This is a genomic window from Paenarthrobacter sp. MSM-2-10-13 (assembly GCF_011605365.1).
GTDB lineage: Bacteria > Actinomycetota > Actinomycetes > Actinomycetales > Micrococcaceae > Arthrobacter.
Genome location: NZ_JAAOXO010000009.1, coordinates 1 through 22,232, shown reverse-complemented (window position 1 = coordinate 22,232; position 22,232 = coordinate 1). Strand labels below are relative to the sequence as shown.

Sequence of the window (22,232 nt, the reverse complement as noted above, 5' to 3'; positions counted from 1 at the left end):
TGATGTCACAACAGGTCAATTCATCGGAGGACACGGCAGCGACGGGCGCGGCCTCCCACACCATCCTTTCGCCACGGACGTTTATCTCCTTGGCCGGGACCATGTTCGCAGTCGATCTCCTGAGCGCGGGAAACGGGGCCATCGACCTGGCCTTCGTGGCACCGTTCGGGGCTCTCATGGTGGCTGGCATAGGTTTGGGCGATCTGGTCACCGCACTGTTCATGGCGTTCTTTGCTGGCATCATCGACGTTTTTGCAGTGAAGTTGGCACGGGCTGAGGGCCGTAACGACGCCAGCAGGCTGTTACCCAAACTTTTTGCAGCACTGCTTCTGGTTGCCGCCGTCTGGACTGCTGCCGGAATGCTCGTCAGCCGGATTGTTCCCCTGATTTTTGACCTCGTGGGCTCTGAGCCGGCAATTGCTGCCATAGCAACCGACTACTTGACGGTGCGTATGTTTGGCATTCCGTTCACTTTGGCCCTGGCGGCCGTGTCGATCACCCTGCGCATCGTGGGACGACAACGCGCTTCGATAATCCTCATCGCTACGGTGTTCGTGCTGAATGCCGCCTTCAACGCAGCCTTGGTATACGGCCCCCTGAACGTATTGGCGGCCAACCCGGTGATGGCAGTGGCCATCGCGACGGTGATTGCCCAGGTCCTGACTGCTGCCTGCGGTTTTGTTGTCCTCGCCCGGCACTTCTCCCGGTCCCGGGGAGAACGCATTGATGGAGCTGCCCAACAGCGGATCATTCCGTTGACGCGGGAGATGTTTACCACGAGTCTTGGCATCGGGCTCAGGCAGATGAACAACTACGCCGCGGCTGTGGTGCCCTTCATGCTCATCAGCCGCCTGGACGTAGGCACTGTGGCTGCCGCAGCGGTGGCAACGAGGATCTGGACGCTTTACTGCCGTGTACCCCAAGCGACCCTGAGCGCCGTCGGCGTCTTTGTCGGATACTCACGGGGCCGCAGCCAACAAGACGCCCACGCTGTAGTGCAACGTTCGCGCAAATATGTGGTATGGCCCAGCTTCATTGCCGCCGCCGGAGTGGCCGCGGCTGTCCCCGTCCTCACTAAGGTTTTGGGCGGTCCCGAGGTCGACGTCGGCTTGGTTTGGGTACTAACTGCCGCGTATCTCATCGCGGTCCCCGCCTACGTTGTCGAGAATCTGTGCGGCGAGATCCTGACGGTGGAACAACGGGCTGCATGGCTTTCCTTGCCCTCAACGGTCGTAACGTACCTGGTAACCATTCCTATCGCCATCGTCGGAATCCTTGTGTGGGAATCGGCACTGGTGGCCGTTGCATCCGCAGCCGTCGCGTCGCTTCTCCTGGCCTTGAGGTACAGCATGAGGACCCGGCAGCTCGGATACCGGGTTATTGGAGGGGCATGAATGACGCTTGATGCTGTATCTGTTCTTGGTCTCCACTCTCGGCATGCCATGGGTAAGACCTCCATGGAATGCACAGCCCAATTCACCTGGCTGGGATCCCGCCGTCGGGAACCGCAGGTGGTTGCGCTCCGCACCGTCACCGAGAAAAGCCTGCTGTCGGATGACCATGTTCCGGTCGCCTTCAATGCGAGTCCTCTCCCCGTGGCGGGCATCGGTGTGATCATAGGGGGAGAGGACGGCCGTCTCCGGTTCCTGGACACCACCATGCAGCGCGAGTTCTGGGTTCGGCGTCTGGACGCAGGAATTTATTCTTCCCCTGTCGCTGTTCCGGGAACTGCCGATTTCCTGGTTGCCAGCACGGGAGGAATGGTTGTCCGCTTCGATCTGAGGGGCCGTGCAGTGTGGACGGCTGCCCTCTCAGGCCCGGTCTTGGGCACCATCGCCTTCTCACCTGACGGTGGGAAGGCCTACGTTGCCGTTTTCGGGCACAAACTGGTTGCCCTCGATGTGGCGTCCGGAAATGCGGAGTGGACCTTCGACACCGCGTCCGCAACGTACCGGGACACCTACGCTTACGGCCGCGCACCCTATGCGTCACCCGTGGTTTTCGAATCCGGAGAAGTGGTGGTGGTGGACCACGACGATGTGGCCTGCCTGCAGGCGGACGGTTTGCTCCAATGGCGTGCCAGAGCCAGCGGGATCATCAGATCGTCACCCACAATCTGCGAGGACTTGGTGGTCTGCGCTACGACGGAGGGAGTCCTCCACCGATGGACCCGAAGTGGAGAGCAGCTGGCTGACCTAAGGATGGGTGGACGTATCGATGGCAGCCTCACATCGTTGCGGAAACTCGTCATTGTTCCGGTAAGGGGACAGGGAATCTTGGCGGTGGATGCGGTAGCCGGCACCAGGGAATGGCACTGGACGGGTGGTGCGCTCTTCGAGTACACATCCCTGGTCATGGGTGAGGACCAGACGGTGCTTTTCACCAGCGACAGGGGGACTGCTTGCTGCCTGGATGCGTGCACCGGTGAGTTCTTGTGGGAGTCTTCGCAAATTATCGGCCGGCCCGACCACCCCACAGAGGTGCACACTTCGCCCATGCCTTGCGGTGATGGCAGCCTGTACGTGGCTTCGTACAGCGGCGATTGCTACCGCTTTGACCATCCAACGGTGGAAGAACCGGAAGGCGGGCAACGACCATGACGAACGCGGCGGCAATGACTGAGCCGGGCTACATGCGTGGACTTCGGAACTGGGTGGAAGAGCGCAAATCACGAACGACTGCCTCCGGGGACAGTCTCGTGGAGCGCAACAACACCGCGTACCTGATAGCTTTCCTCGAAGCCAACGACGACCTCTTCGACCACGCTTTCCGAGCCTCTCTTAGCGGACCAGCGGACGGGCCACAAAATGGACTGGTTGATCCCAGGGGTGCTGTTGAGGAAGCGGCCCGGGTGCTCCGTCAAGAAGAAAGACACTGCACCTTCGGGGGCGGCGTTCCTCCCGCGGAAGATGACAGACTGCCCGCATTTGTCGCGGTGGAGCGGTCCCTCGCGCATGCGCCAACGCGTTCCCACCGCAAAGCTGTGCGAACTGCCTGGGACGCTGTGTTGGATGTGGAATCACTGGCCGTCCAGAACCTGGCGGCGGCAGTTCGCAACCTGAGGGCGGAAGCATCGGATCCCTCTTCCCGGGGCATTGCAGCAGACAATTTTGTCGCCACCTTTTCCACATCCGTGATCAACGCAATGTCCAGGATCTTTGGCACGGCATCCTTGTCGCTGGTGTCCCACTCCGAGCTGGCTACGGAGGAAATCCCGGCCAAAATGCTGGCGCTCGCATCGCAGACCCGCGAACCGATGCTGGACGTTGACAGAGTCGTAGAAGAATTACGACGACGGCTGGCAGACACCACCGATTCGACGGTTCGTGTCTCGTTTGCCGGGAACCGATGGGAAGTTCTCTTCGGGGGTCCCTCAAACGCCAAGGTGCCCGCTTCCGCCGTCGTCATATGGCCCTTCGATGGCCGGAATCCTGACTTCAGGGAAGAAGCCGGGCGTACGGCACCGGCGACCGCTCCGGGAATACCCACAGCCCATGTGGGGCTGCGGTGTTCGTCGCGCGCCGATGGGCGTCTTGTCATGCACCTCCGGGATTTGAAAGCCACTCTGCACGAAGTGGGACACTCTGTCCATCATGCGCTCACAGCTTCCCGGGAACCCCTCAGGCACGGGCTCGAATCGGCTGGAGAAACCGAGATAGACCTGCTGAGCCTCTGGCTTGAATGGACTGTCTTCGACGACGGGTGGGGAGACTGCGTCATCCCTGCCGCCGGAGAATCGTCCGGCGGGGGCTTGGTTGAATGGCAGGGGATTCTCCAGCTGGAGGCGCTTAAGGAACTGCCCTTGCGCGCATTGGTCATGGAATTGGACCGGGCTTGGCTGAATCACCCGGAATCTGAGTACCAGGACCTGTGGCGGTCAGTCACCGGTTCCGACCCGACCCGTCATGCGTCAACTTACCTGGAGGCCCTGCATAGGTTGACCTGGCCTATCCCGGCCACCCGCCCTGGTGCGGAGTACGGACTGTTTTGGGCAATGTCCGAGGTTGCTGCGACGCGGATGCATCGTCACGGGTTGGCTTTGCACGACCAGACACCGCCCGCAGCCTGGTTGGAAAGAATCCTGGGGAAGGAACCCCACCAAGCGCCGGATCCCACTGCCCTGATTGCCTTCCTGGGGCAGGCTGCGGGAGCAACAAATAAAGACCCGATAACGCCTGACGAAGGAAATCCGATGAGCTCTATGCGTGAGTATCCCGCCGACTATATCGCTGCGATGCTTCCGGCACGTGACCCGGAACTGACCAGCATGTTGAGGCAGGCGATAGTCGACGAGCAGCTTCCACCCATCCAAGTGGACGACAACGCAGCCAAGCTCCTGGAATGCCTTACCCTGCTTGCACGGCCGCAACTGGTAATTGAAATTGGAGCACTTTTTGGATACTCAACGATCCATCTGGCGCGCGGGCTCGGAAAGGGTGGCCAGCTGATTTCGTTTGAAATCGACCCCAAATCCGCAGAGATCGCCCGGGAGAACGTTTCGCGCTTCGGGCTGGATGACAGGGTCCGGATATCCACCGAGGATGCGGTGTCCGCCTTGTCCCGCATGGCCCCTGAAAGTGCTGATCTGATCTTCATCGATGGCGCCAAGACCGAATATGTTGAATACGTGAAGGCAGCCTTTCCTCTTTTGCGGGCAGGAGGGGCGCTCCTTATCGATGATGCCTTCGCCGGCGGAACCTATGCTGTCCACGAGGGTGGCGATAATGACAACTTGGGGGAGTCGATCCGTCAAGTGGTACGCGCCCTCGCCCGGTCACAGCGGGTTACCGCATCATTCCTCGGCACCGAGCACGGGATGCTGCTCGCCGTGAAGCAAGGAAATATTGATGAATAACCAGGTTCTTATCATCGGTGCCTCCCGCGGTTTGGGACTGGACCTGGCCCGATTGTTCATTGAGCAAGGCAGCACAGTCATCGGTGTGCATTCGGGCTTATCCGGGCCTCCGTCCGTAGAGGGGATGACATGGATGGAATGCGACCTCGCGGAGAGTGGAGCGCGTCGGCGTGCCGCTGAGTCCCTTGATGTGGTCCCTTCCAGGATCATTTTTGCTGCTGCCTTCGACCCCAGATCGGACCGTCCTTCTTCAGGCGAAGGGGATGGCGTAACTCAGTCGCTACTGGTCAACGGCGCTGGTGGTTACGACATTCTCAAGCTCTTTATTGAGAAGTCTGACAGTCCACTATCCATTGCGGTCGTTGGATCGGAAGCGATCTACACACCGGATGCCGGTTCTGCCGGCTATGCGGCGGGCAAGGCCGCTCTCAAAGTTCTAACGGGTGCCCTCACCGACCTGTGCCGGAGCCGAGGAGGGGCCGTTTTCGAAGTGATCTTTGGTGCTCTGAACAGCGAGCAGCGGCGGGAAGAGTTCGCGGCGGCGTCAGTCAAGTACAAGGTAGGAATTGAGGAGCTCGTCTCACGAACGTTGGCGCGGGCCAACCCGGAGTCCAGGATCAGAAGGTTCATTGAACCATCGGAATGTGCCCGATTGATTTCCTGCGGCTTCGACTTGGGCGACGTTGCCAATGGCGCCTCATTCCGGCTGGATGGAGGTTCCGGCGGTGCCTTCCGCTGATTCATCCCGTGGAAGCCTGTTGGACACGGCTTATGCACTGGACCCCTTTGCGCTTCCGGACAGGCAATCCATTGCCGAACGAATGCGGCAACTCTACGCGCTCCGTGCCGTCAGAACGGAATCCCGCGTCGGGTCCGACAGTGAAATAGCGGACGTCCTTGCCATCAATAACGTGGTGGAATCCTGGTTCCTTGCCCTGCGGGAAGTCCACCGGGACGCAGACCTGGCCGGGCTGCAGGACATCAGGGACTTGTTCTATTCGAATGCAAAGGATGACCTGGCATTCATTCAATGGTTGGACAGGGCCGCTCCGGTAACTCCGACGATGGACGCTGCTCGCAGGACGCTACTGGATCAGCTGCAGCAGAAGATGGTCAACGACGCCGCTTCACCGGTTTCCGGCCCGCGACGGGCAGCTGCCATCATCGCGGAAATCCGTGACCAGCAACGGAAACTGGTAACTTCGCTGGTCTCAGGAGGTTGCGCGGATGATCCCTCCGTAACTTACCGGCAGCTCCTGGCCACGCTGGATTCCAGCCTGACCAGGAAACGATTGGTAGAGGCATGGAGCCGGATTGCACGTAAGCATGCCGTCGATCTTCAACATGCCCTGAAGACAGAACGTCACCAGACCAAGCTTCCAGACCTGCAACTTCGCGAGGTATTGACCCAATTCCACGAGGCTGCGATCCAGGACGTCGAGCGTCTCCGGGCCGGCATTGGGCCTTCGGCTGATTTTTACGCAGATGTGCCTTACGTGCTGCAGCAGAAAGTCCGCGGCGTAAAGTCCGGCCTTTTTTCCGTCGAAGAGGCATTTCGGACCGCCCAGCACATTTTGGCGGCGGGGGCCGGTGTCTCCCTGACGGTTGAGCCTGCCGGCTCGGACGTCTGGTTTGCTTCCCTGTCCACGGCGGCTATGCCGCTTGCCCACATCCGGGTGGAGTTCGCAGGTACCTCGCGTAGGTTCAGGCAGAACTACACGCAGCCGGTACGAAACCGCGTGTTTCTTGCCGATGGTTGGATGCCAGCCAGTTCTGCTGTTTCCTGTGGTGTGACGCGTCAGGCGGGCGCGGCGTTGAAGCTGTCGTTTCAGAACCTCCTGAGCCTGCTCCATGAGCTGGGGCATGCGTTGCAGCATGCTTGGCCCAAGGAGGGGGCGGTGAACGTCGCGGGTTTGGAGGGCGTACCCCCGGAGGCCAGCGAGACTGTCAGCCTCTTTCTGGAAAAGGGGGCTTTCACCGTCGATATTCCGGCGTTGATTGGCCGCCCTTGCATCGAAGAAGCCATCCAAGCAGCGCGGACCGTGAATATGATGACGCAACGGATGAGCGCACCTTCAAGGGCTCAGTCAGCCCGGCTTGCCCTGGCAGTTGCCACCGGGGACCAGGAAACGTATGGGCAGATATGGCACGGCGCCTTAAAGGGCCATCCCGGGGCTATCAGTGATGTCGTGGACAGCATGATTGAAATTGCCCAGGATGAGCCTTCCCAAGGCCCCTGGCGTTATGTGCTTGGGGGGATTGAGTCAGCATCAGCCGTCAGCGCCCGTCTCGGAGCAGCCGCCCTCATGGCCAGCGATCGACCGCCGTTGCTTGACGTCCCCGCGTACTTCACCTTTTACGGAGCAGCCCAGCAGCAAGTTCGTTAAAGTTCGAAGTGAGTCACCGGATCCGGTTTGGCCAGGGAGAACCGGTCCAGCCGGGCCAACCGCTGACTGTCAGAGGGCGCCAACTCCAGTGGCCGGGTGTCAAGGTTGGCACCCAGTTGCTCCTGGGTGCTGGCTCCGAGCACCACTCTGTGCCCCAGTCCGAGTTGCCATCCGATCAGCAACTGGGTGGGTGTACAGCCGTACTGCCGGGAAAGCTCCGAAATGACGCGAGTCTGCATGAGCCCTGAACCTGATTCCAAGACGCGGTATGCCTGGATGCCGACAGGTACCGTCTCAGCAAAGCGCGTGAAGTCCGCCTGCCCAACGATGGGCGAGAGGTGCAGTTGGTTCACAAGCGGCCATTCGCCTGTTTCCGTTCTTACTGCGCGGACCATCGCCGAGGAAGCATTGCTCAGCCCTACGCCGCGGACCAGCCCCTCTGCGCGTGCGTCCAGCATCTGCGCGAACGTGGAGGGCAACGCCCTGACCATGGGCAGGGGCCAGTGTGGAACAACCATGTCAGCGAAGCTCGTGCCGAGCGCGTCGAGGCTCCGCTCGATGGCCTGATGAACGCGAGCCCGGCACCCGTACTCATTTCCACGTACTTTTACCGTGATGAACAGCTCGCGACGATCGATGCCAGAGTCGCGGATGGCACGTCCAATCGCGGCCTCCGTTCCGTACAGCGCGGCTGTATCGAAGGAGCGATAGCCCATATCGAGTGCCCAGCCAACCAGGCGGTGGACATCCTTGGGCGGGCGTAATCCCGTGCCCAAGGTAATTGACGGAAGGGCCATGCCTGCCAAGTGCTGGCTCAATCGCTCCCCCAATCTGTGGCCCCGTCTTCGCCGGCCGCAGCAGGCAGTCCATCCCAAACTACCGCACCGTCACCTCAACCACCTGCGCCATGTTGTTCCCGATGCCCTGGTAGTTCCACACCTGTTCAGTGGGCTGGAGCGCGCCCGAGGAATCCATAGCCCGGCACCGCAACACATGCTCACCGGGGCTCGCCACCCACACCATGGACCACCGCCGCCACGCGAAATCACCCAACGGCGGATCCACATGCGCGGGCATCCACTCGCCGTCGATCCCCACTTCAACACGTTCAACGTCGCCGTGCCCTGACCACGCGCGCCCGTGCAGCATCACGGGACCTGCATTCACCACTCGTCGCCGGGTGTAGAAGTCCGGAATGCCGGGCGGAATCATCAGGGAGCGGACGCGAATGTGGGACACGGGTATGCCGGGCCCGTCTGGACCTTGGAGGTAGTGGTACGCGACGGCTTGCTGGAATCCCATGAACCGCGACGTTACAGCTTCGATGGACGTCAGCCACTTCACACTGGCCATGCCATACCAACCTGGCACTAGGAGCCGTAAGGGGAAGCCGTGCTGTTTGGGCAGCGGGTTGCCATTCATGGCGTAGACCAGCATGACTTCGGGATGCATGGCTTCCGCCACCGAAAGGCTGCGCGCATAAGGTTCTTCGACGCCGCCCTGAATGCCGTTGTCGGCACCGGTAAAGACAAGTTCGACGGCGTCACTCGCCAGGCCTGCTTCCTCCAGCAAGGGTGCCAACGGGGTTCCGGTCCACTCTGCCGTGCCCACCGCACCGAGAACCCAGGGTTGGCTGACGGGACGCGGCTGCAGAAGCGACCGCCCGTTTCCTGCGCATTCAAGGGTGACGGGCATGGTGACGGCGGGCCGGGCTTTGATGTCCTCGAGACTCAGCTCGAGGCTCCGATCAACCGCGCCACTGAGACGCAACCGCCACGTATCTGCGGAAACGTGGGGTATATCGAAGTGAATCAGCAGGTAATGCAGCCCGGCCGGCGTGATGTCGTCGTGCAGGGCCTCGAGGGGCATGGAGTGGTTCCGCCCGGAGAGCTGAAGTTCTTCGCGGGTCAGGGGGCCTTCGGTTGGCTGCCCGGGGTTGGCGGCTTTCGATGCTCTTTGTTTGACATGGTGTTTGGACATGGGACGGCGGCGTTCTACTGGAAGCTAAACGCTGCGGAGTGCCGCAGCACTTAGGTCAAGGATCACGCCGCGGCCGAACCCGCGTCAATAGCCTGTTGTGAGGCCTGCTTTGCGCGCTAACGCGTGCCGAGAGCGTGCAAAGCGGGCCTCACAACGGAAGGGGGCTACCGGCGTCGTAGTTCCGGGTACTCAAGGTGGGGCGCAACAGTGCCGGCGTCCCGCTCCAGGAAATTCACGGCCGGGGCCACGATGTCGTCGATCTCGTCCAGGACGGACTCGCTCAGCACCACGTCTGCTGCTTTCAAGTAGTCGGTCAGGTGCTCTTCGGTGCGGGGGCCGATAATCACGCTGGTCACGGCAGGGTGGTTCATGGCGAATGCAACGGCAAGCTGGATGAGGGTCAGGCCGTGGCGGGCTGCGAGCTGCGCCAAAGCGTCGGCGGCGTGCAGCTTGCCTTGGTTGAACGGTGCGTTCACGTCGAATCTGCCGGGAAGGGCGGAGAAGCGTGAACTCTCCGGCTGGCCCCCGCCAACGCGGTAACCGCCAGCCAGCCACCCGCCGTCGAGCGGTCCGTAACTCAAAACCCCGACGCCGTACTGCTGGGTGATAGGGAAAACGTCCCGTTCATTAGCGCGCACCAGAAGGGAGTAAGGAACCTGGTCCACCACGGGCGGGGTCAGGTGGTTGGTATTCGCGATCCACTGGGCCTCAACAAGTTGGGCCGGGCTGAACACGGACGTGCCGTAATAGAGGATCTTGCCCTGGCGGATGAGGTCGTTGAGGGCAGTGATGGTCTCAAGGAGATCGGTGTTGTAGTCCGGACGGTGCGCCTGGTAGAGATCGATCCTGTCCGTGTTCAGCCGCCGCAAGCTGTCCTCAACAGCCCGGACGATCCACCGGCGTGAGTTGCCGGCATGCGCTGGGTTGGAGCCCATCTGGCCGTGGAACTTCGTGGCCAGGAAAACGTCGTCGCGCCGGCTGTGGATGGCCTGGCCAACCACGGTCTCGGCCTCGCCCTGTGAGTAGATGTCGGCGGTGTCAACGCTGGTGATACCGGCGTCGAGGGCGGCCTTGATGATGCGGATGCTCTCGGCCGGACCCGTGGGTGCGGCGCCGGTGCCGAAATTCAGGGTGCCCAGCGTGAGGGGGCTGATCAGGGCGCCAGTGCGTCCAAGCGTTCGTAGCTCGTTGAGGCTCATGTCGGCTTCCTGTGGTGGAACGGTGCGGATGTTCAATCGAGGCTACACACGGCTACCGGAGGCATAAACGCAAATGGTAGAAGTTCTTCGTTTTTCTTCTTGCGAGGTAATGGAGGAGGCCTTACTTCGCGACATTTCTTGACACGCGGCAACACAAATGTCTTTCGAATCAACAAATATTGCCGTTACCGGAAGCAGGTGAATCATGGGAAGGGAACTCAGGCATCGCACGATAGGGGACACCGGAATGACACAGACCACAGTGGAAGAAACGGCGGCCATCAAGGCAGCATTCGCGCAGTTCCCGTCCGGAGTTGCGGCGTTCAGCGCCATGGTGGACTTCACGCCGGAAGCCTTGGTTGCATCGTCCTTCACGGTGGGTGTATCGCTGGAGCCGCCATTGGTGATGTTCGCCGTGCAGAACTCCTCCACCACTTGGCCGAAGCTCCGTCAAGCGCAGCGGCTTGGCGTTTCGGTGCTCGCCGAGGGCCAGGAAGCGGCCGCCCTCCAGCTGGCCTCAAAAACGCGCGACCGTTTTGCCGGATTGGACACCAGCGTGAGCGACTCAGGTGCAGTTCTGATCGACGGCGCGGTGCTGGGTTTCGAATGCGAAATTGTGTCTGAGACGCCCGCGGGGGATCACGCGATCGTCGTTCTGGAGGTCAAGGCCACCACCATCAATCTCGAATCCAAACCATTGATCTACCACGGTGCTGCGTTTAGGCAGTTGGCAGCCTAAGCATCTAGGAGTTGCGGCTGGCGCCGCTGAGCGAACCTTTTCGGATCGGGCTCGGAGACTTTCCATCCTTGGAAGTGTCCGGGCCCGGCTTCTTTGCCCCATTGCCTGAGGCCGGGCTCTTGGTGTCGCGGCTCTGTGCGGGACCCTGCTCCGGCTTCTTGGGTGGAAAGTCGGGACGCTTGGGAGCCGGGGTTTTGCCGTTGGACGACGGCGTCGGCTCGTCAAGGTCGCGGACGGTGACCTTGATGGCCGGTGGCTGTTGCGCTTTGGCGCGTGCGGCAGCCCGCTCGTCTGCTTCTGCCACTGCGTCTGCCCAGTCCTTCGCGAGGACGGGTGGTTCCTTGGCGGCTGCAACAACGATCGGGTGGTGGGCGGTCTGGTGTTCCACCACTGATTTAACCTCAGCCGGTTTGGGCAGGTTGCGGGGGTCTACTTTTGCCTTCCACGCGCCTTCCTTGAGCGCAGAAGACGCACCCGAGAGGCGTCGTCGGGCACCGCCCAGGAGGTCTCGCTTGGGCGCTGCGGGTGGGGCCCCGGCTCCGGGCGCGGAGGCAGCGCCAACCCCGGCCGACGCGAAAGCGGGCTCCGGCGCAGCGGCAGGAACAGAATGGTGGTGTGCCTCAGCGGGATCAGGTACGCGTTCAGGGTGCTGGGGGAGGTGAACTATGGGAGTGTTGGCCTTCTTGGGAAAGATCCCCACCATGGCCAAAAGGATGATGGACAGTAACCGTCCGATTCCGGCGATCACCAGGGTGATGATGACGATTAAACAGAGACCCAAAAACATCAGGACCGCGAGTCCGAGTGTCCCCAAATACGTCAGGTTGATGGCGAGTGTTGTCGGATCCTCCACGTTAGCCTCCCCTGGCCGTCGTTTTGTGATGCGCCCAATGCCCACCCAGCTTGCATATATATAGCCTAAGGTCCAGCACCGACGGAATCACGCCCCGCCCCACCCTCTGGCGGGGTTGTTTCGAAGCTGTTATAAGGCGTGGGAAAATATTGTTGCCCAGCTCTCATTTTTGGCTTCAGATTGGCACTCCATGACCCCTGATTCAACCCGTCTCCGCAACGGTGCCTGCCCGTGCCTCTCCGGCGAACAATACGAGGAATGTTGTGGGCGCTTTCATCGCAGCGCGGCGGATGCGCCAACGGCTGAGCAACTCATGCGGTCCCGCTATTCGGCGTTCGTCGTCCTGGATCCCGGCTACCTCCTGCGCACCTGGCACTCGTCCACCCGCCCCGCGTCGATGGACCTTGATCCGGACATGGAATGGCGCAGACTGGACATTGTGTCGGCCACGGGCGGTGGCCCCCTGGACACGACGGGGACAGTGGAGTTCGCTGCGCACTACAGGCTCGACGGCGAACGCGGGGTCCAGCGCGAGCTAAGCCGCTTCGTCCGGGAAGACAAGCGTTGGTTCTATGTGGATGGGGACGTGCGCTAGTCGCGTTCCTTCCCAGTTGCCTCCATATTGCCGAGCGCCGATCACGGTGGTTCCGCGGCCTGACCCGTCAAAGTCACGGTGTCCCCCGCACTAACTGGGAAGGAACGCCGCAGGAACGCCCTACCGGTAGTTCCGGTGCAGGTTCTCCTTGGTTGAAGCGCCAGGGGAGGCATCGCCGATCCAGGGCCCGGTGCCTTCGGACTGATCCAGAACGCCGGCCTCCAACCAGGCATAGTCGCCGGCGAGGACCTTCCGCGAAAGGTCGTGATCGCCGTCGTCAGTATTCCTCCACAGCTGATCGAAGTATTCGTCCACCCGCACCCGCGCCTGCTCACAGAACGCCTCAGCCAGCTCAAAAGCGGTAGCGCCCTGTTCAGGATGGGTCCGGAGCAGCATCTCCGCCCGCGAACAGCACGCAGCCATGGCGAACAGCTCAGCGCCGATGTCCACGATCCTGCCCAGGAACGCCTGCTTGTGCTCCAGCTTCGCCTGCCAACGCCCCATGCCGTAGAACGTCTGGCGGGCCAGCCGCCGCGAGGACCTCTCCACAAAGCGCAGCTGCTTGCCAAGGCGTCCAAATTCCGCATAGGACCGCGGATCCATTCCGGCGCCAGCCACCAGTTTCGGGAGCCACTTAGCGTAAAAGCCGGAAGCCCCGACGGCGGCCCGCGCCTTATCCTGCAGGCTCGCGTCCGCTGAGGCGAGGTCTCCCGCGGCGGCAAGGTGGGCATCCACGGCTTCCCGGGCGATCAGGAGTTTCATGATCTCGCTGGAGCCCTCGAAGATCCGGTTGATGCGGAGGTCGCGGAGAAGTTGCTCAGCGGCCACGGCACGTTCGCCCCGGGCTTCCAGGGAGTCGGCCGTTTCGAAGCCGCGTCCACCGCGGATCTGAACGAGTTCGTCGGCAATCCGGCAGCTCAGTTCCGTGGACCACAGCTTGGCCAGCGCGGCCTCGATGCGAACGTCCTTCTGGCCCGCGTCGGCCATCTCAGCGGAAAGCTCGAACACAGCCTCCAGCGCGAAGGTGGTGGCGGCGATGAACGCGATCTTCTTTCCCACGGCCTCGTGTTTGCCCACCGGACGGCCCCACTGCGTCCTCGCGTTGGACCATTCGCGGGAGATCTTCAGGCTCCACTTTCCGGCGGCAACGCACAGACCCGGAATGGAGAGCCGCCCCGTGTTGAGGGTGGTGAGGGCAATCTTGAGCCCTTGGCCTTCACGACCCAGCCGGTTGGCTGCAGGGACGCGGACTTGGTGGAAGCGGGTCACACCATTCTCTATTCCGCGCAGGCCCATGAACGTGTTGCGGTTTTCCACGGTGATGCCGGGGGAGTCCATTTCCACCACAAAGGCGGAGATCCCGCCCTTATGTTCCGTCCCGTCAGCATCGGTATGGGAGGGAACCCTGGCCATGACCACCACCAGTTCAGCGATCACACCGTTGGTGGTCCACAGTTTCACGCCGTCCAAAAGGTAAGAGTCGCCGTCGTCGGACAGTACGGCAGTGGCGCCCATGCGCGCGGGGTCGCTGCCGACGTCGGGCTCTGTGAGGAGGAATGCGGTAATGGCGCCGGCGGCGCAACGCGGCAGGTATTCCTGCTTCTGCTCGGGCGTGCCGAACTCCTTCACCGGTTCCGGAACTCCGATGGATTGGTGGGCTGAAATCAGTGCGCCCAGGCTCGGATGGACCGATCCCAGCAGGGCAAGGGCGCGGCCGTAGTAGACCAGGGACAGGCCCAGGCCGCCGTATTCGCGCGGTACTTTCATGCCGAAAACGCCTAGGTCCGCGAGCTCTTTCAGGTATTCGTCGGGAATTTTTGCGTCCCGCTCGATCGTGCGGCCGGACATTGTTTTGGCGAAGGGCACCAAGCGGGCCATGAATTCTTCGCCCCGCTGGACGTCTTCTGTTTTTGCTTGCGGCCAGGGGTGTATCAGGCTCAGGTCGAAGCTGCCCAGGTACAGGCCCTTGGCGAAGCTGGGCCGGTTCCATTCTGTTTCGCGCGCGGCTTCGGCGACGGCGCGGGCTTCTTCTGCGGTGGCGTTGACGCTTGCGGCGGCGAGACTGTTGTCAGTGGCGGACGTCATGGGATAACTCCTCTAGCCGGTGGTGCCGGATGGAGCCAGGGTCCGCCGTGGGTGCGAACCCTTCAGCTGTCCCTCAATGCTACCCGCGAGTAGCTACCTGTGCTAGGGGAAACCTGCGGCTGGAATTCGGCCGGAATTTCCACTTGTCCGGCGTGGTGAACCACCCGGTCCCACGCAAAGTTAATGCCATGGACCAGACCACCCAGAACGGCCTTAATGGCGTACCAGGCGATGCCCATTGCTCCGATAAGAATGATTGTTGCCAGTGCTGCGGCGGCAATGAAGGCCACCAGAATTGCAGCGAAAACCAGTGTTCCAATGAATACGTACGTGGCGGTATCAAGCGCAGAGAAGTCGAAATTCATGGTTCCCCCCGGGGCGACGGTGCGTGGGTTGACGCGGCGTGGCTGCGTCGATGCTCTGACACTAGGGGCGTCCATGGTTTCCGGCCAGTGCGGAAACGCCTCGCGGCGGCGTTGATATGGGATCGAAACCATACCAGGCGGTAGGTTACGGAATGGTTGCGACGGCGTTGCTTCCGGCAAGGCTCGACGGCGCCGCTTCCGGCGGTCGGTCGCCCCGGCGACGCTCTGCGTTAACCTTGTACGGGGCAGTTTTCGCTGCCAGCCAGGTTTCGCAGCAGCTGAAGGAGAGTAGTTGTCCCGTTCAGCCATGTCCTCCGCCGACGCCATCGGCGCCCGGCTCCGTGATCTCGAGCAGCTGACCAAAGGGCCTGCCTGGGCCCTGACGCGGTCGGCTCCGTGGGTGATCGCCGTGCTGCAGGCATCCTTTACCCGCACCCGGCCGCAGCTTCCGCTCGAAGAGTTCCATGCCGACGTCGACGCTTTCCTTGAGCAGCTCCGCCGCCAGGACCCGGCGTTGGGCGGCCAACAGAACGGCAAGCTTTTCGGCGACGAGTGGACCAGGAAACAATTCCTGACCCGGCGTAACCAATCAGGTCAGATCGTTTACGAAGTCACCGAACCGGCCGCCCGTGTGCTGGCTTTCCTGGACAGCCTCTCCAGCGAGCGTTCCACGCTGAACGGTTCTCGGCTCGGCACATTGTTGGGCGACGTTGAGAAGCTCGCCAACGAGACCAACCCGGACCAGAGCGCGCGCTTGGAAGCCCTCGAAGAGGAAATCCAGGAGCGGCAGCAGTTGGTGGAGGACATCAGCTCCGGTGAGTTCGATGGACTTCTGGATGACGAAGAAGCTGTGGAAGCTGCCGGCAACATCCTGGACCTCGCAGCCAGCCTGCCGGCGGATTACAAGAAAATGCGCGACCGGATCGAAGAACTGGTGGGTGAGCTCCGGAACCAGATTATTGAGGAATCCCTGAGCAAGGGTGCCACCATGGCCCAGGTTTTGGAGGCCGACAAGCGCTTGCGGCAAAGCCCTGAGGGACGAACCTTCCGCTCGTTCACCGCATTCTTGGAGGACCCGCAGCAGCAACTGCGGTTCCGCTCGGCGATCGGTGAGGTGCTGAGCCGTCAATTTGCGGACGACCTATCCCATGAGGACCGCGAAACGCTGAAAAACCTGGTGGCCGAGTTGCGATATCAGCACAGCCAGATCCAGCGAATCTACGGCAAGCTCTCCGAAAGCCTGAACACCTACATTCAGAGCGACGACGTCAGGCAGTCCGTCAGCCTGCGCAAGGTGCTTGCCGAAGCCGAGCAAGCCATCCGGTCCATGCCGTACGAGCGAGACCGTCCCGGTCTGGTCCGCGGGCCCGTGCTGTTTAACGCCGGGTTCGAGTCGTTGGCCATGGTTAAACTTTTCGACCCCGACGAATTTGCCACACCCCCGCGCCTGGCCGATCCCATCGCTTTCAGCGACTCGGACCGCGTCAGGTCGGCGCGCACGGGCAAGGCCAAGCCCGCTGTCGTCCGGGCAGCCATGGCCGGTGCCGCCACCCTGGGCGACGCCTGGGAAAACCTGCCCCCCGAAGAACGCCACATCAACACCGTGCGCACCCTGCTGTCCATGGCGCTTCAGACGGGCGCAGCCTTCGACAGGGCCACTTGGGAACACATCGACTTCGAACAAATCGACGGCAGCATCCGCACGGCGTACCTGCCTGTCGTCTCGCTGAATGAGGATTCTGATGACTGAAGAAATCACGACGACGGACGTCACCGCGGCGGACAGCGTCACCGAAGCGGTGACTGAAGTCGGTGTCGAGCCCGAGCAGGCTGTCGAGGCTGAGCTGGCTGCGGAGGCTGAGCCGGTTCCGGAAATCAGCCACTTGGACCCGTTCCGGGTTACTCCGCGGGACACTTTTGTGGATGGCGCTGCTCTCTTCCCCGGCGATACCGGAGTGTTGCCCATGAAGGTTCGGCATGCGCTGGTGAAACTGCTCAAGGGCCCGTACATCGACGGTGGCCGCGACGAGAAACTGTGGACAACGCTGCTGGACAACCAACTGATCCTCCGCAGCCGCCTCTCGGAGCTGTTCCTCACCCTGCAGCTCGATCACGACCGCAAAATCGCAGTCCTCCGACCCGTTGACCCGGAAGTGATCGGCGCCAGCTCCCGCTCCAGCATCCTGCGCCAGCAGCGTGCCCTGAGCCGCGTGGAAACCATTGTGTTGCTGCGACTGCGCCTCCTGCTGGACCGCCATGTCACAGCCCAAACGGACCCCACCATCACCCGCGAAGAGATCTCGGACCTCGTGGCCAACTACACGCCGTCTGGCCAACAGGACGCCCTCCGCGACTCCGACGTGGTCACCCGGACCATCACCAAACTCCTGGCCCGCCAACTCATCCTCCCCACCCCGCTGGACGACACCTACACCATCAGCAACGCCCTCCCACTGGCCCTGCCCTTCGAAAACATCGGCGACATCCCAGCCCAAATCGAGGCCCTGATAGCAGTAGCAGCCGACGAATCAGGCACGGAGCCCCTCCTGGATCTCGATCCCGATTCCAACCCAACCAGCCCTTCAGATGACGAGTTGGACGACGGGGATGGCGACGGGCCTGCGATGGTGCGTACCGCCGCGGACAGTGACCCGTCAACAGAGGAGGCAGCCAAGTGACCATCGCAAGCATGCTCCCTCTCGGCGAGCTCACGAATCCCGGCCAAATGCGCCTCGCGTTGGTGCAGGTGGTCAACTGGGGCACCTTCCATGGCGCCCACACCATGCACGTGGACCGCAAGGGCACCCTCCTGACGGGTAATTCGGGCGTCGGCAAGTCGACTCTTTTTGATGCGATGCTCCGTGTTTTCGATGCCCGCCCGCGCTCGAACGAGGCCGCCGCCCAGCGTTCCGGTGGCGCTGTAGAGGATAAGAGGACCACCTTCACTTACATGCGCGGCAAGGTTGGTGATAAGGCGGTCGGCGACAGCTCGGCGAGTGCCTTCCAGCGCCCTGGTGCCACGTGGTCCGCCGTCGCGCTGACGTTTGATAACGCAGCCGGCACGAAGGTGACGGTGTCGGCGCTGTTCGACCTTCCGAAAAACGGCACGGAGTCCAGTGTCGGGCGCTTCTATGTCATTGACAGCAAACCGCTGGACCTCGAGGCAATCGAGGGCATTGCGCAGAAGCGGTTCACCAAGGGCGCGTTGGAGTCGATTTTCCCGGATGGGCAGGTCTTCGATGTGCACAAGGCCTTCGCCGAGCGCTTCCGCAGGCTTCTGGGCATCAACTCTGACCAGGCCCTTCCGCTGCTTCGCGTGATCCAGGCCGGCAAGGGCTTGGGCGGCAGCGTGAATACGTTCTTCCGCGATCAGGTGCTTGATGCTCCTGCAACGTTGGCTGCAGCCGATGATGTGGTGGAGGAATTCAGCAACCTGATGTCCATTCGGCAACGGTTGGAGGACGTCCGGCAGCAGCGGGACCAGTTGGCTCCGGTACCGGGGTTGAACAAGGAGTACGCGCAGGCATTGCTGGACGCGAACCGTCTCCGTGAGTTGGCTGGCGAAGAGTTCGAGGCTTACAAGCAGCAACTGGCAGTCACGGTCCATGCCAAGACGTTGGCCCGGTTCAAGGAGTTGGCTCAGTCCAAGGCCCAGGAACTGGCTGCCGAGCGCACGGTGCGGGATGATTTGGCCAAGGAACTCCGCGACCTTGAGCTGGACTACAACAACCGCGGCGGCAACGCCATTTCGGCGATTGAGCAGTCGTTGGAGAACGCCAAGGTTGGCCTGAAGCTGCGTCAGCAAGTTGAGGATTCGGCGAAGAAGGCTTTGGCCGATGCCGGACTGAACCTTGAATGGTCCGCCGAAGGGTGGGATCAGGCGCATGAGCAGGCAGCCGCCCGCTCGGCCGAGTTGAAGGACGATTCGGAGGCACTCAAAGAGCTTCGCTTCGAGGCTTTTGACGGCCACGCCACTAAGAAGCGTGAGCTTGCCGCAGCTCAGCAGGAGCTGATTTCCTTGCGCACGCGCAAGTCCCTGCTGCCGCCGTCGAGCATTGAAAACCGGGCAGCCATCGCAGCGGCAACCGGGGTCCCAGAAGAGCGGATGCCGTTTGGTGGCGAGCTGATCGATCTCGCCGACGGTCAGAATCAATGGCGTCCCGCCGCCGAGCGCGCGCTTCGTAACCTGGCCACCACGTTGCTGGTACCGGGTGAGCATTTCGCGGCGGTGACCCGATATTTGAATGACAACACCGTCCGCGGTGCCCTCCGTGCTGTTGATGTGTCCAAGCCGCTCGCCGGTGGCGCCCTGGCTGTTGAGGAAGTGTCCGACGGCGACCTCTTGACTAAGTTGAGCATTCTCACCTCGGGTGCCAATGCTGACGCGGGAGAGTGGATCCGGGAGCGGATCGCCCTGGACTTCGCCTACCCGTGTGTCGAGGACCCGGACGAGCTTGCCTCGATGGACAAGGGCCTGAGCCTGGGCGGCGTGGTCAAACGCAACCGCCACACCGTGGAGAAGGACGACCGTTTCACGAGCCGCCAGGATTACGTCCTCGGTTTCGACAACGCTTCCAAGCTCGAACTTGTGGCAGCACGTGTGGGCGAGCTGGAAAACGAGCTTGTGAAGGCCGCGGAACTTGCGCAGAGCCGCGAAGATTCGCATCAGGGTATGGCGCGGCAGCTCGAAGCCCTGCGTCGCGTCGCTGAAGATGAACGGTCATGGGAACAGGTTTCCGCAGCCGTGGCCGCGGACGAGCTGGCCAGGATCGAACAGCGGCTGACAGATGCGTTGGCCGCGCAAGCGGACCTGGAACCGCTGCGGGCCAGCATCGAAACCGTCAGGGAAAAGCACCAGTCCTCCACAGGTACCGCTGCCGTTCTGCAGAGCGAATACAAGGCGCTGGATCACAAGATGACCACGGCGGACGGCCTGCTCGATGCCGCGAGGCTGAAGCTGGAGCAAGCACCGCCGTCGGCCTCTACTGTCACTGCTTTGGAGCCGTACTTCCAGGGCGTCACCGACCTCTCTGAACTGTACGAACTCGACAACCTGGCCAACAGCGTCCGCAACAAGCTGCTGGACGAACTGCATGCGGCGGAATCGCGCGGGCAGGCAACGGCCGAGCGGTTGACCCGCATGTTCGAAGCGTTCGTGCGGGACTGGGGAAGTGCCATCAGCGCCGATCATGGCACGTCGATCGGCGCCGCCGGGGACTTCGAATCCCGGTACCACGCGATCGTCAGTGATGGCTTGCCCGCCCAGGAGGCCGAGTTCCGGCTGTTCTTCAACCAGCGCACGCACGAGTCGTTCAGCACGCTCCTGCACTTGCTGGATGAGGAACGCCGCAGCATCACCAGCCGCATCCTGCCCCTCAACGGCATCCTGTCCCAGGTGAACTTCCATGAGGGCAGCTTCCTGGAACTGGACATCAAACAGACGCTCCCGGCCACAGCCAAACAGTTCAAAGATGCGATCCAGAACGCCCTGAAGGCGAAGCACACCAGGCCCTCGCGCGGAGCTGCCGCTGGTCCGGCCGAAACGGACGACGACGCCGAGCTCACCGCGCGCTATAAGTCGTTGGAGACCCTGGTCAAGCGGCTCGGATCGCAGACGCCGGAGGATCGGCGTTGGCGGGCTGAGGTGCTGGACGTCCGCGGGCACCTGTTTATTCAGTGCAAGGAGCACAGGGAAGTTGCTTCCAAAGCCGCCGCGGGCAAGGCCGGCAAGAAGAAGACCGAAGTCTTCATGCATGCCGATACCGGTTCCATGTCCGGCGGTGAGCGCCAGCGATTCACGGCGTTCATCATGGCTGCTGCGCTGAGCTACCAGTTGGGCATCGCCGAACAGGGCTTCACCACCTACGGCACCGTGATGATGGACGAAGCGTTCGTGCTGGCTTCCGAGGAATTCGCAGGCGCGGGCATCAAGGCGCTCCACGAGTTCGGTTTCCAGCTGTTGCTGGCTGCGCCGGAAAACGTCATTGATCTCTCCAGGCACCTTGGGTCCGTCACCGAGATCCTCCGCGACAAGCGAACCAACCGCTCGGGAGTGCTCACGGCTCCGGTTATCGCCGGGCCCGGCGAACCGGGAGCGTGGCGTTCCGAGGCGAACCCGGTGGATATCGTCCTGCGGTGACGTCACCTCTCCCCGGCTGGCCCAAGTAGGTAGCAGTTAAGGCCGTTTTGACGCCTCAAAACGGCACCTGCTGCTACCTACTTGGGGAATTATTCGCGGCTACTTCGCGCGGACGCGGTCAAGGAACTGTTCGGTTCTGGATTCCAGTCCCGCGATTTGTCGAACGACGACGGCGGCAGGGTCCGGGTTGATCTCATTGACGGGCGGTTCCTTGCGCACGTTGGCGCTACAACCGAACTCAGCGCAGATCAGTGTCCCCACCGTGTTCCCGTCCTTACCGGATTGTCCGGCTTTTTTGGCCACCCACAGATAAACGTCATCCTTCGAAAATACGTCCCGGCACAGTTCGCAGAGGACTACACGCCTTTTTCCGGATCCGCCTTCAGGAGCGCGGAGCATGATCCCGGTGAGCTTGCCCCGGTGCGGAAGCACAAGGTATCCGCGCTGGGGCATTTTCTCGTCGCGCCAACCCAGGAACTCCAGGTTGTCCCAGTCGAGGGTTTCGAAGTTCCGGGGGAGATTCAGCTTGGCAGCCTCTGAGCGGCTGGCATTGATGAACGACGAACGGATTTGTTGGGCAGTGATTTTCTGCATGGCAAAGCTTCTTCTTTCGGAAATGGTCGACGTCCGCGTGCCTTAGTGGGCGCGCGGGAAATGGCAGGGGTCGTCGGTCATCTCAGAAAGCGGGCGCAGCAAAAGACCCGGAAAACGGTGCCCGGCTAAGAGCCTAGGAAGATACCGACGTGCGGGGGAGTGCCAAGCAGGCCAAAGCGGCCACCTCGCCAACCGTGGCTGCAGCCACTGAAACAGTGCGCACGCTCATCCCCTCGATCGATTCCATAAGAAGCGGTAGTCCGCTGCCGCCAATACTTTCAAACCTTCCGGCAGGTGTCCACTGCGAGAGGGTCTGCGGTCGTCAAGTTTTTGAGACAGGTCTCGTTGTTGTTTTTGGTTAGGCGGCCAGGGGTTGCTGGGCGCGGGTTTGGTAGTTGGTGTGGGCTTTGGCTGGTGGTATGCCGCCGGCTCGGCGGTTGG

The 22,232-nt window shown here is 61.9% G+C and carries 17 protein-coding genes; 10 read left to right on the top strand and 7 right to left on the bottom strand.

The features are described 5' to 3' along the window. Window positions 1-2: 2 nt before the first annotated feature. The 5 genes from HAV21_RS16040 to HAV21_RS16020 are packed head-to-tail and all read left to right on the top strand — an operon-like array spanning window position 3 to window position 7,242. Window positions 3-1,394, top strand: coding sequence for an MATE family efflux transporter (locus tag HAV21_RS16040; RefSeq protein ID WP_166842446.1), 1,392 nt, complete (start codon window positions 3-5; stop codon window positions 1,392-1,394). Then, entirely contained in the window at window positions 1,395-2,600 is a 1,206-nt protein-coding gene (locus tag HAV21_RS16035) for a PQQ-binding-like beta-propeller repeat protein (RefSeq protein WP_166842445.1), read from the top strand. It begins immediately after the preceding gene. Continuing rightward, complete coding sequence (locus HAV21_RS16030; protein ID WP_166842444.1) at window positions 2,597-4,855, top strand: O-methyltransferase; 2,259 nt, start codon at window positions 2,597-2,599, stop codon at window positions 4,853-4,855. The genes HAV21_RS16035 and HAV21_RS16030 overlap by 4 nt, the downstream gene beginning before the upstream one ends. After that, the gene (locus HAV21_RS16025) at window positions 4,848-5,594 is read left to right on the top strand and encodes an SDR family oxidoreductase (RefSeq protein WP_166842443.1); all 747 of its coding nucleotides are present in this window, start codon (window positions 4,848-4,850) and stop codon (window positions 5,592-5,594) included. The genes HAV21_RS16030 and HAV21_RS16025 overlap by 8 nt, the downstream gene beginning before the upstream one ends. Next, window positions 5,581-7,242 carry a hypothetical protein gene (locus tag HAV21_RS16020; protein WP_347877663.1) on the top strand — a complete coding sequence of 554 codons (1,662 nt, stop codon included), beginning with the start codon at window positions 5,581-5,583 and terminating at the stop codon, window positions 7,240-7,242. Before HAV21_RS16025 ends, HAV21_RS16020 begins: the two co-directional genes overlap by 14 nt. Here the strand turns inward: HAV21_RS16020 and HAV21_RS16015 are convergent. The 3 genes from HAV21_RS16015 to HAV21_RS16005 form a co-directional block, all read right to left on the bottom strand. Beyond that, window positions 7,239-8,060, bottom strand: a complete 822-nt coding sequence (locus HAV21_RS16015; protein WP_166842442.1) for an aldo/keto reductase — start codon at window positions 8,058-8,060, stop codon at window positions 7,239-7,241. The genes HAV21_RS16020 and HAV21_RS16015 overlap by 4 nt on opposite strands. A 58-nt stretch (window positions 8,061-8,118) precedes the next feature. Next, window positions 8,119-9,222 (bottom strand): sulfite oxidase, encoded by a 1,104-nt coding sequence (locus HAV21_RS16010; protein ID WP_166842441.1) that lies wholly within the window; start codon window positions 9,220-9,222, stop codon window positions 8,119-8,121. Between the two features lie 164 nt (window positions 9,223-9,386). Beyond that, the gene (locus HAV21_RS16005; RefSeq protein ID WP_166842440.1) at window positions 9,387-10,421 is read right to left on the bottom strand and encodes an aldo/keto reductase; all 1,035 of its coding nucleotides are present in this window, start codon (window positions 10,419-10,421) and stop codon (window positions 9,387-9,389) included. 247 nt (window positions 10,422-10,668) lie between these two features. Here HAV21_RS16005 and HAV21_RS16000 point away from each other — a divergent pair, with 247 nt between their 5' ends. Next, window positions 10,669-11,160: a flavin reductase family protein gene (locus HAV21_RS16000; RefSeq protein ID WP_011776380.1), complete on the top strand. Its 492-nt coding sequence runs from the start codon at window positions 10,669-10,671 to the stop codon at window positions 11,158-11,160. A 4-nt stretch (window positions 11,161-11,164) separates the two neighbouring features. Here the strand turns inward: HAV21_RS16000 and HAV21_RS15995 are convergent, their stop codons facing one another. Further along, window positions 11,165-12,013: a hypothetical protein gene (locus HAV21_RS15995; RefSeq protein ID WP_166842439.1), complete on the bottom strand. Its 849-nt coding sequence runs from the start codon at window positions 12,011-12,013 to the stop codon at window positions 11,165-11,167. Window positions 12,014-12,203: 190 nt separating this feature from the next. Here HAV21_RS15995 and HAV21_RS15990 point away from each other — a divergent pair, with 190 nt between their 5' ends. Next, window positions 12,204-12,608 (top strand): YchJ family protein, encoded by a 405-nt coding sequence (locus HAV21_RS15990; protein ID WP_166842438.1) that lies wholly within the window; start codon window positions 12,204-12,206, stop codon window positions 12,606-12,608. 120 nt (window positions 12,609-12,728) lie between these two features. Here HAV21_RS15990 and HAV21_RS15985 read toward each other — a convergent pair whose 3' ends face one another. Then, complete coding sequence (locus HAV21_RS15985) at window positions 12,729-14,693, bottom strand: acyl-CoA dehydrogenase family protein (protein ID WP_166842437.1); 1,965 nt, start codon at window positions 14,691-14,693, stop codon at window positions 12,729-12,731. 62 nt (window positions 14,694-14,755) lie between these two features. After that, window positions 14,756-15,058, bottom strand: coding sequence for a hypothetical protein (locus HAV21_RS15980; protein WP_142937662.1), 303 nt, complete (start codon window positions 15,056-15,058; stop codon window positions 14,756-14,758). A gap of 292 nt (window positions 15,059-15,350) precedes the next feature. On the opposite strand from HAV21_RS15980, the gene HAV21_RS15975 reads away from it, so the two are divergent. The 3 genes from HAV21_RS15975 to HAV21_RS15965 are packed head-to-tail and all read left to right on the top strand — an operon-like array spanning window position 15,351 to window position 21,197. After that, entirely contained in the window at window positions 15,351-16,808 is a 1,458-nt protein-coding gene (locus HAV21_RS15975) for a DUF3375 family protein (RefSeq protein WP_166842436.1), read from the top strand. After that, on the top strand, window positions 16,801-17,736 hold the full coding sequence (locus HAV21_RS15970) for a DUF4194 domain-containing protein (protein WP_166842435.1): 936 nt from the start codon (window positions 16,801-16,803) through the stop codon (window positions 17,734-17,736). Before HAV21_RS15975 ends, HAV21_RS15970 begins: the two co-directional genes overlap by 8 nt. Beyond that, on the top strand, window positions 17,733-21,197 hold the full coding sequence (locus HAV21_RS15965) for an ATP-binding protein (RefSeq protein ID WP_166842434.1): 3,465 nt from the start codon (window positions 17,733-17,735) through the stop codon (window positions 21,195-21,197). Before HAV21_RS15970 ends, HAV21_RS15965 begins: the two co-directional genes overlap by 4 nt. A 99-nt stretch (window positions 21,198-21,296) precedes the next feature. On the opposite strand, the gene HAV21_RS15960 is transcribed toward HAV21_RS15965, so the two are convergent. Then, entirely contained in the window at window positions 21,297-21,791 is a 495-nt protein-coding gene (locus tag HAV21_RS15960) for an FBP domain-containing protein (RefSeq protein WP_142937666.1), read from the bottom strand. Window positions 21,792-22,232 lie beyond the last annotated feature (441 nt).

Bases quoted from the DNA above. Each gene is read 5' to 3' on its own strand.
- HAV21_RS16040 (WP_166842446.1), top strand. From the start codon at position 3: ATGTCACAACAGGTCAATTCATCGGAGGACACGGCAGCGACGGGCGCG.
- HAV21_RS16035 (WP_166842445.1), top strand. From the start codon at position 1,395: ATGACGCTTGATGCTGTATCTGTTCTTGGTCTCCACTCTCGGCATGCC.
- HAV21_RS16030 (WP_166842444.1), top strand. From the start codon at position 2,597: ATGACGAACGCGGCGGCAATGACTGAGCCGGGCTACATGCGTGGACTT.
- HAV21_RS16025 (WP_166842443.1), top strand. From the start codon at position 4,848: ATGAATAACCAGGTTCTTATCATCGGTGCCTCCCGCGGTTTGGGACTG.
- HAV21_RS16010 (WP_166842441.1), bottom strand. From the start codon at position 9,222: ATGTCCAAACACCATGTCAAACAAAGAGCATCGAAAGCCGCCAACCCC.
- HAV21_RS16005 (WP_166842440.1), bottom strand. From the start codon at position 10,421: ATGAGCCTCAACGAGCTACGAACGCTTGGACGCACTGGCGCCCTGATC.
- HAV21_RS16000 (WP_011776380.1), top strand. From the start codon at position 10,669: ATGACACAGACCACAGTGGAAGAAACGGCGGCCATCAAGGCAGCATTC.
- HAV21_RS15990 (WP_166842438.1), top strand. From the start codon at position 12,204: ATGACCCCTGATTCAACCCGTCTCCGCAACGGTGCCTGCCCGTGCCTC.
- HAV21_RS15985 (WP_166842437.1), bottom strand. From the start codon at position 14,693: ATGACGTCCGCCACTGACAACAGTCTCGCCGCCGCAAGCGTCAACGCC.
- HAV21_RS15980 (WP_142937662.1), bottom strand. From the start codon at position 15,058: ATGAATTTCGACTTCTCTGCGCTTGATACCGCCACGTACGTATTCATT.
- HAV21_RS15970 (WP_166842435.1), top strand. From the start codon at position 16,801: ATGACTGAAGAAATCACGACGACGGACGTCACCGCGGCGGACAGCGTC.
- HAV21_RS15960 (WP_142937666.1), bottom strand. From the start codon at position 21,791: ATGCAGAAAATCACTGCCCAACAAATCCGTTCGTCGTTCATCAATGCC.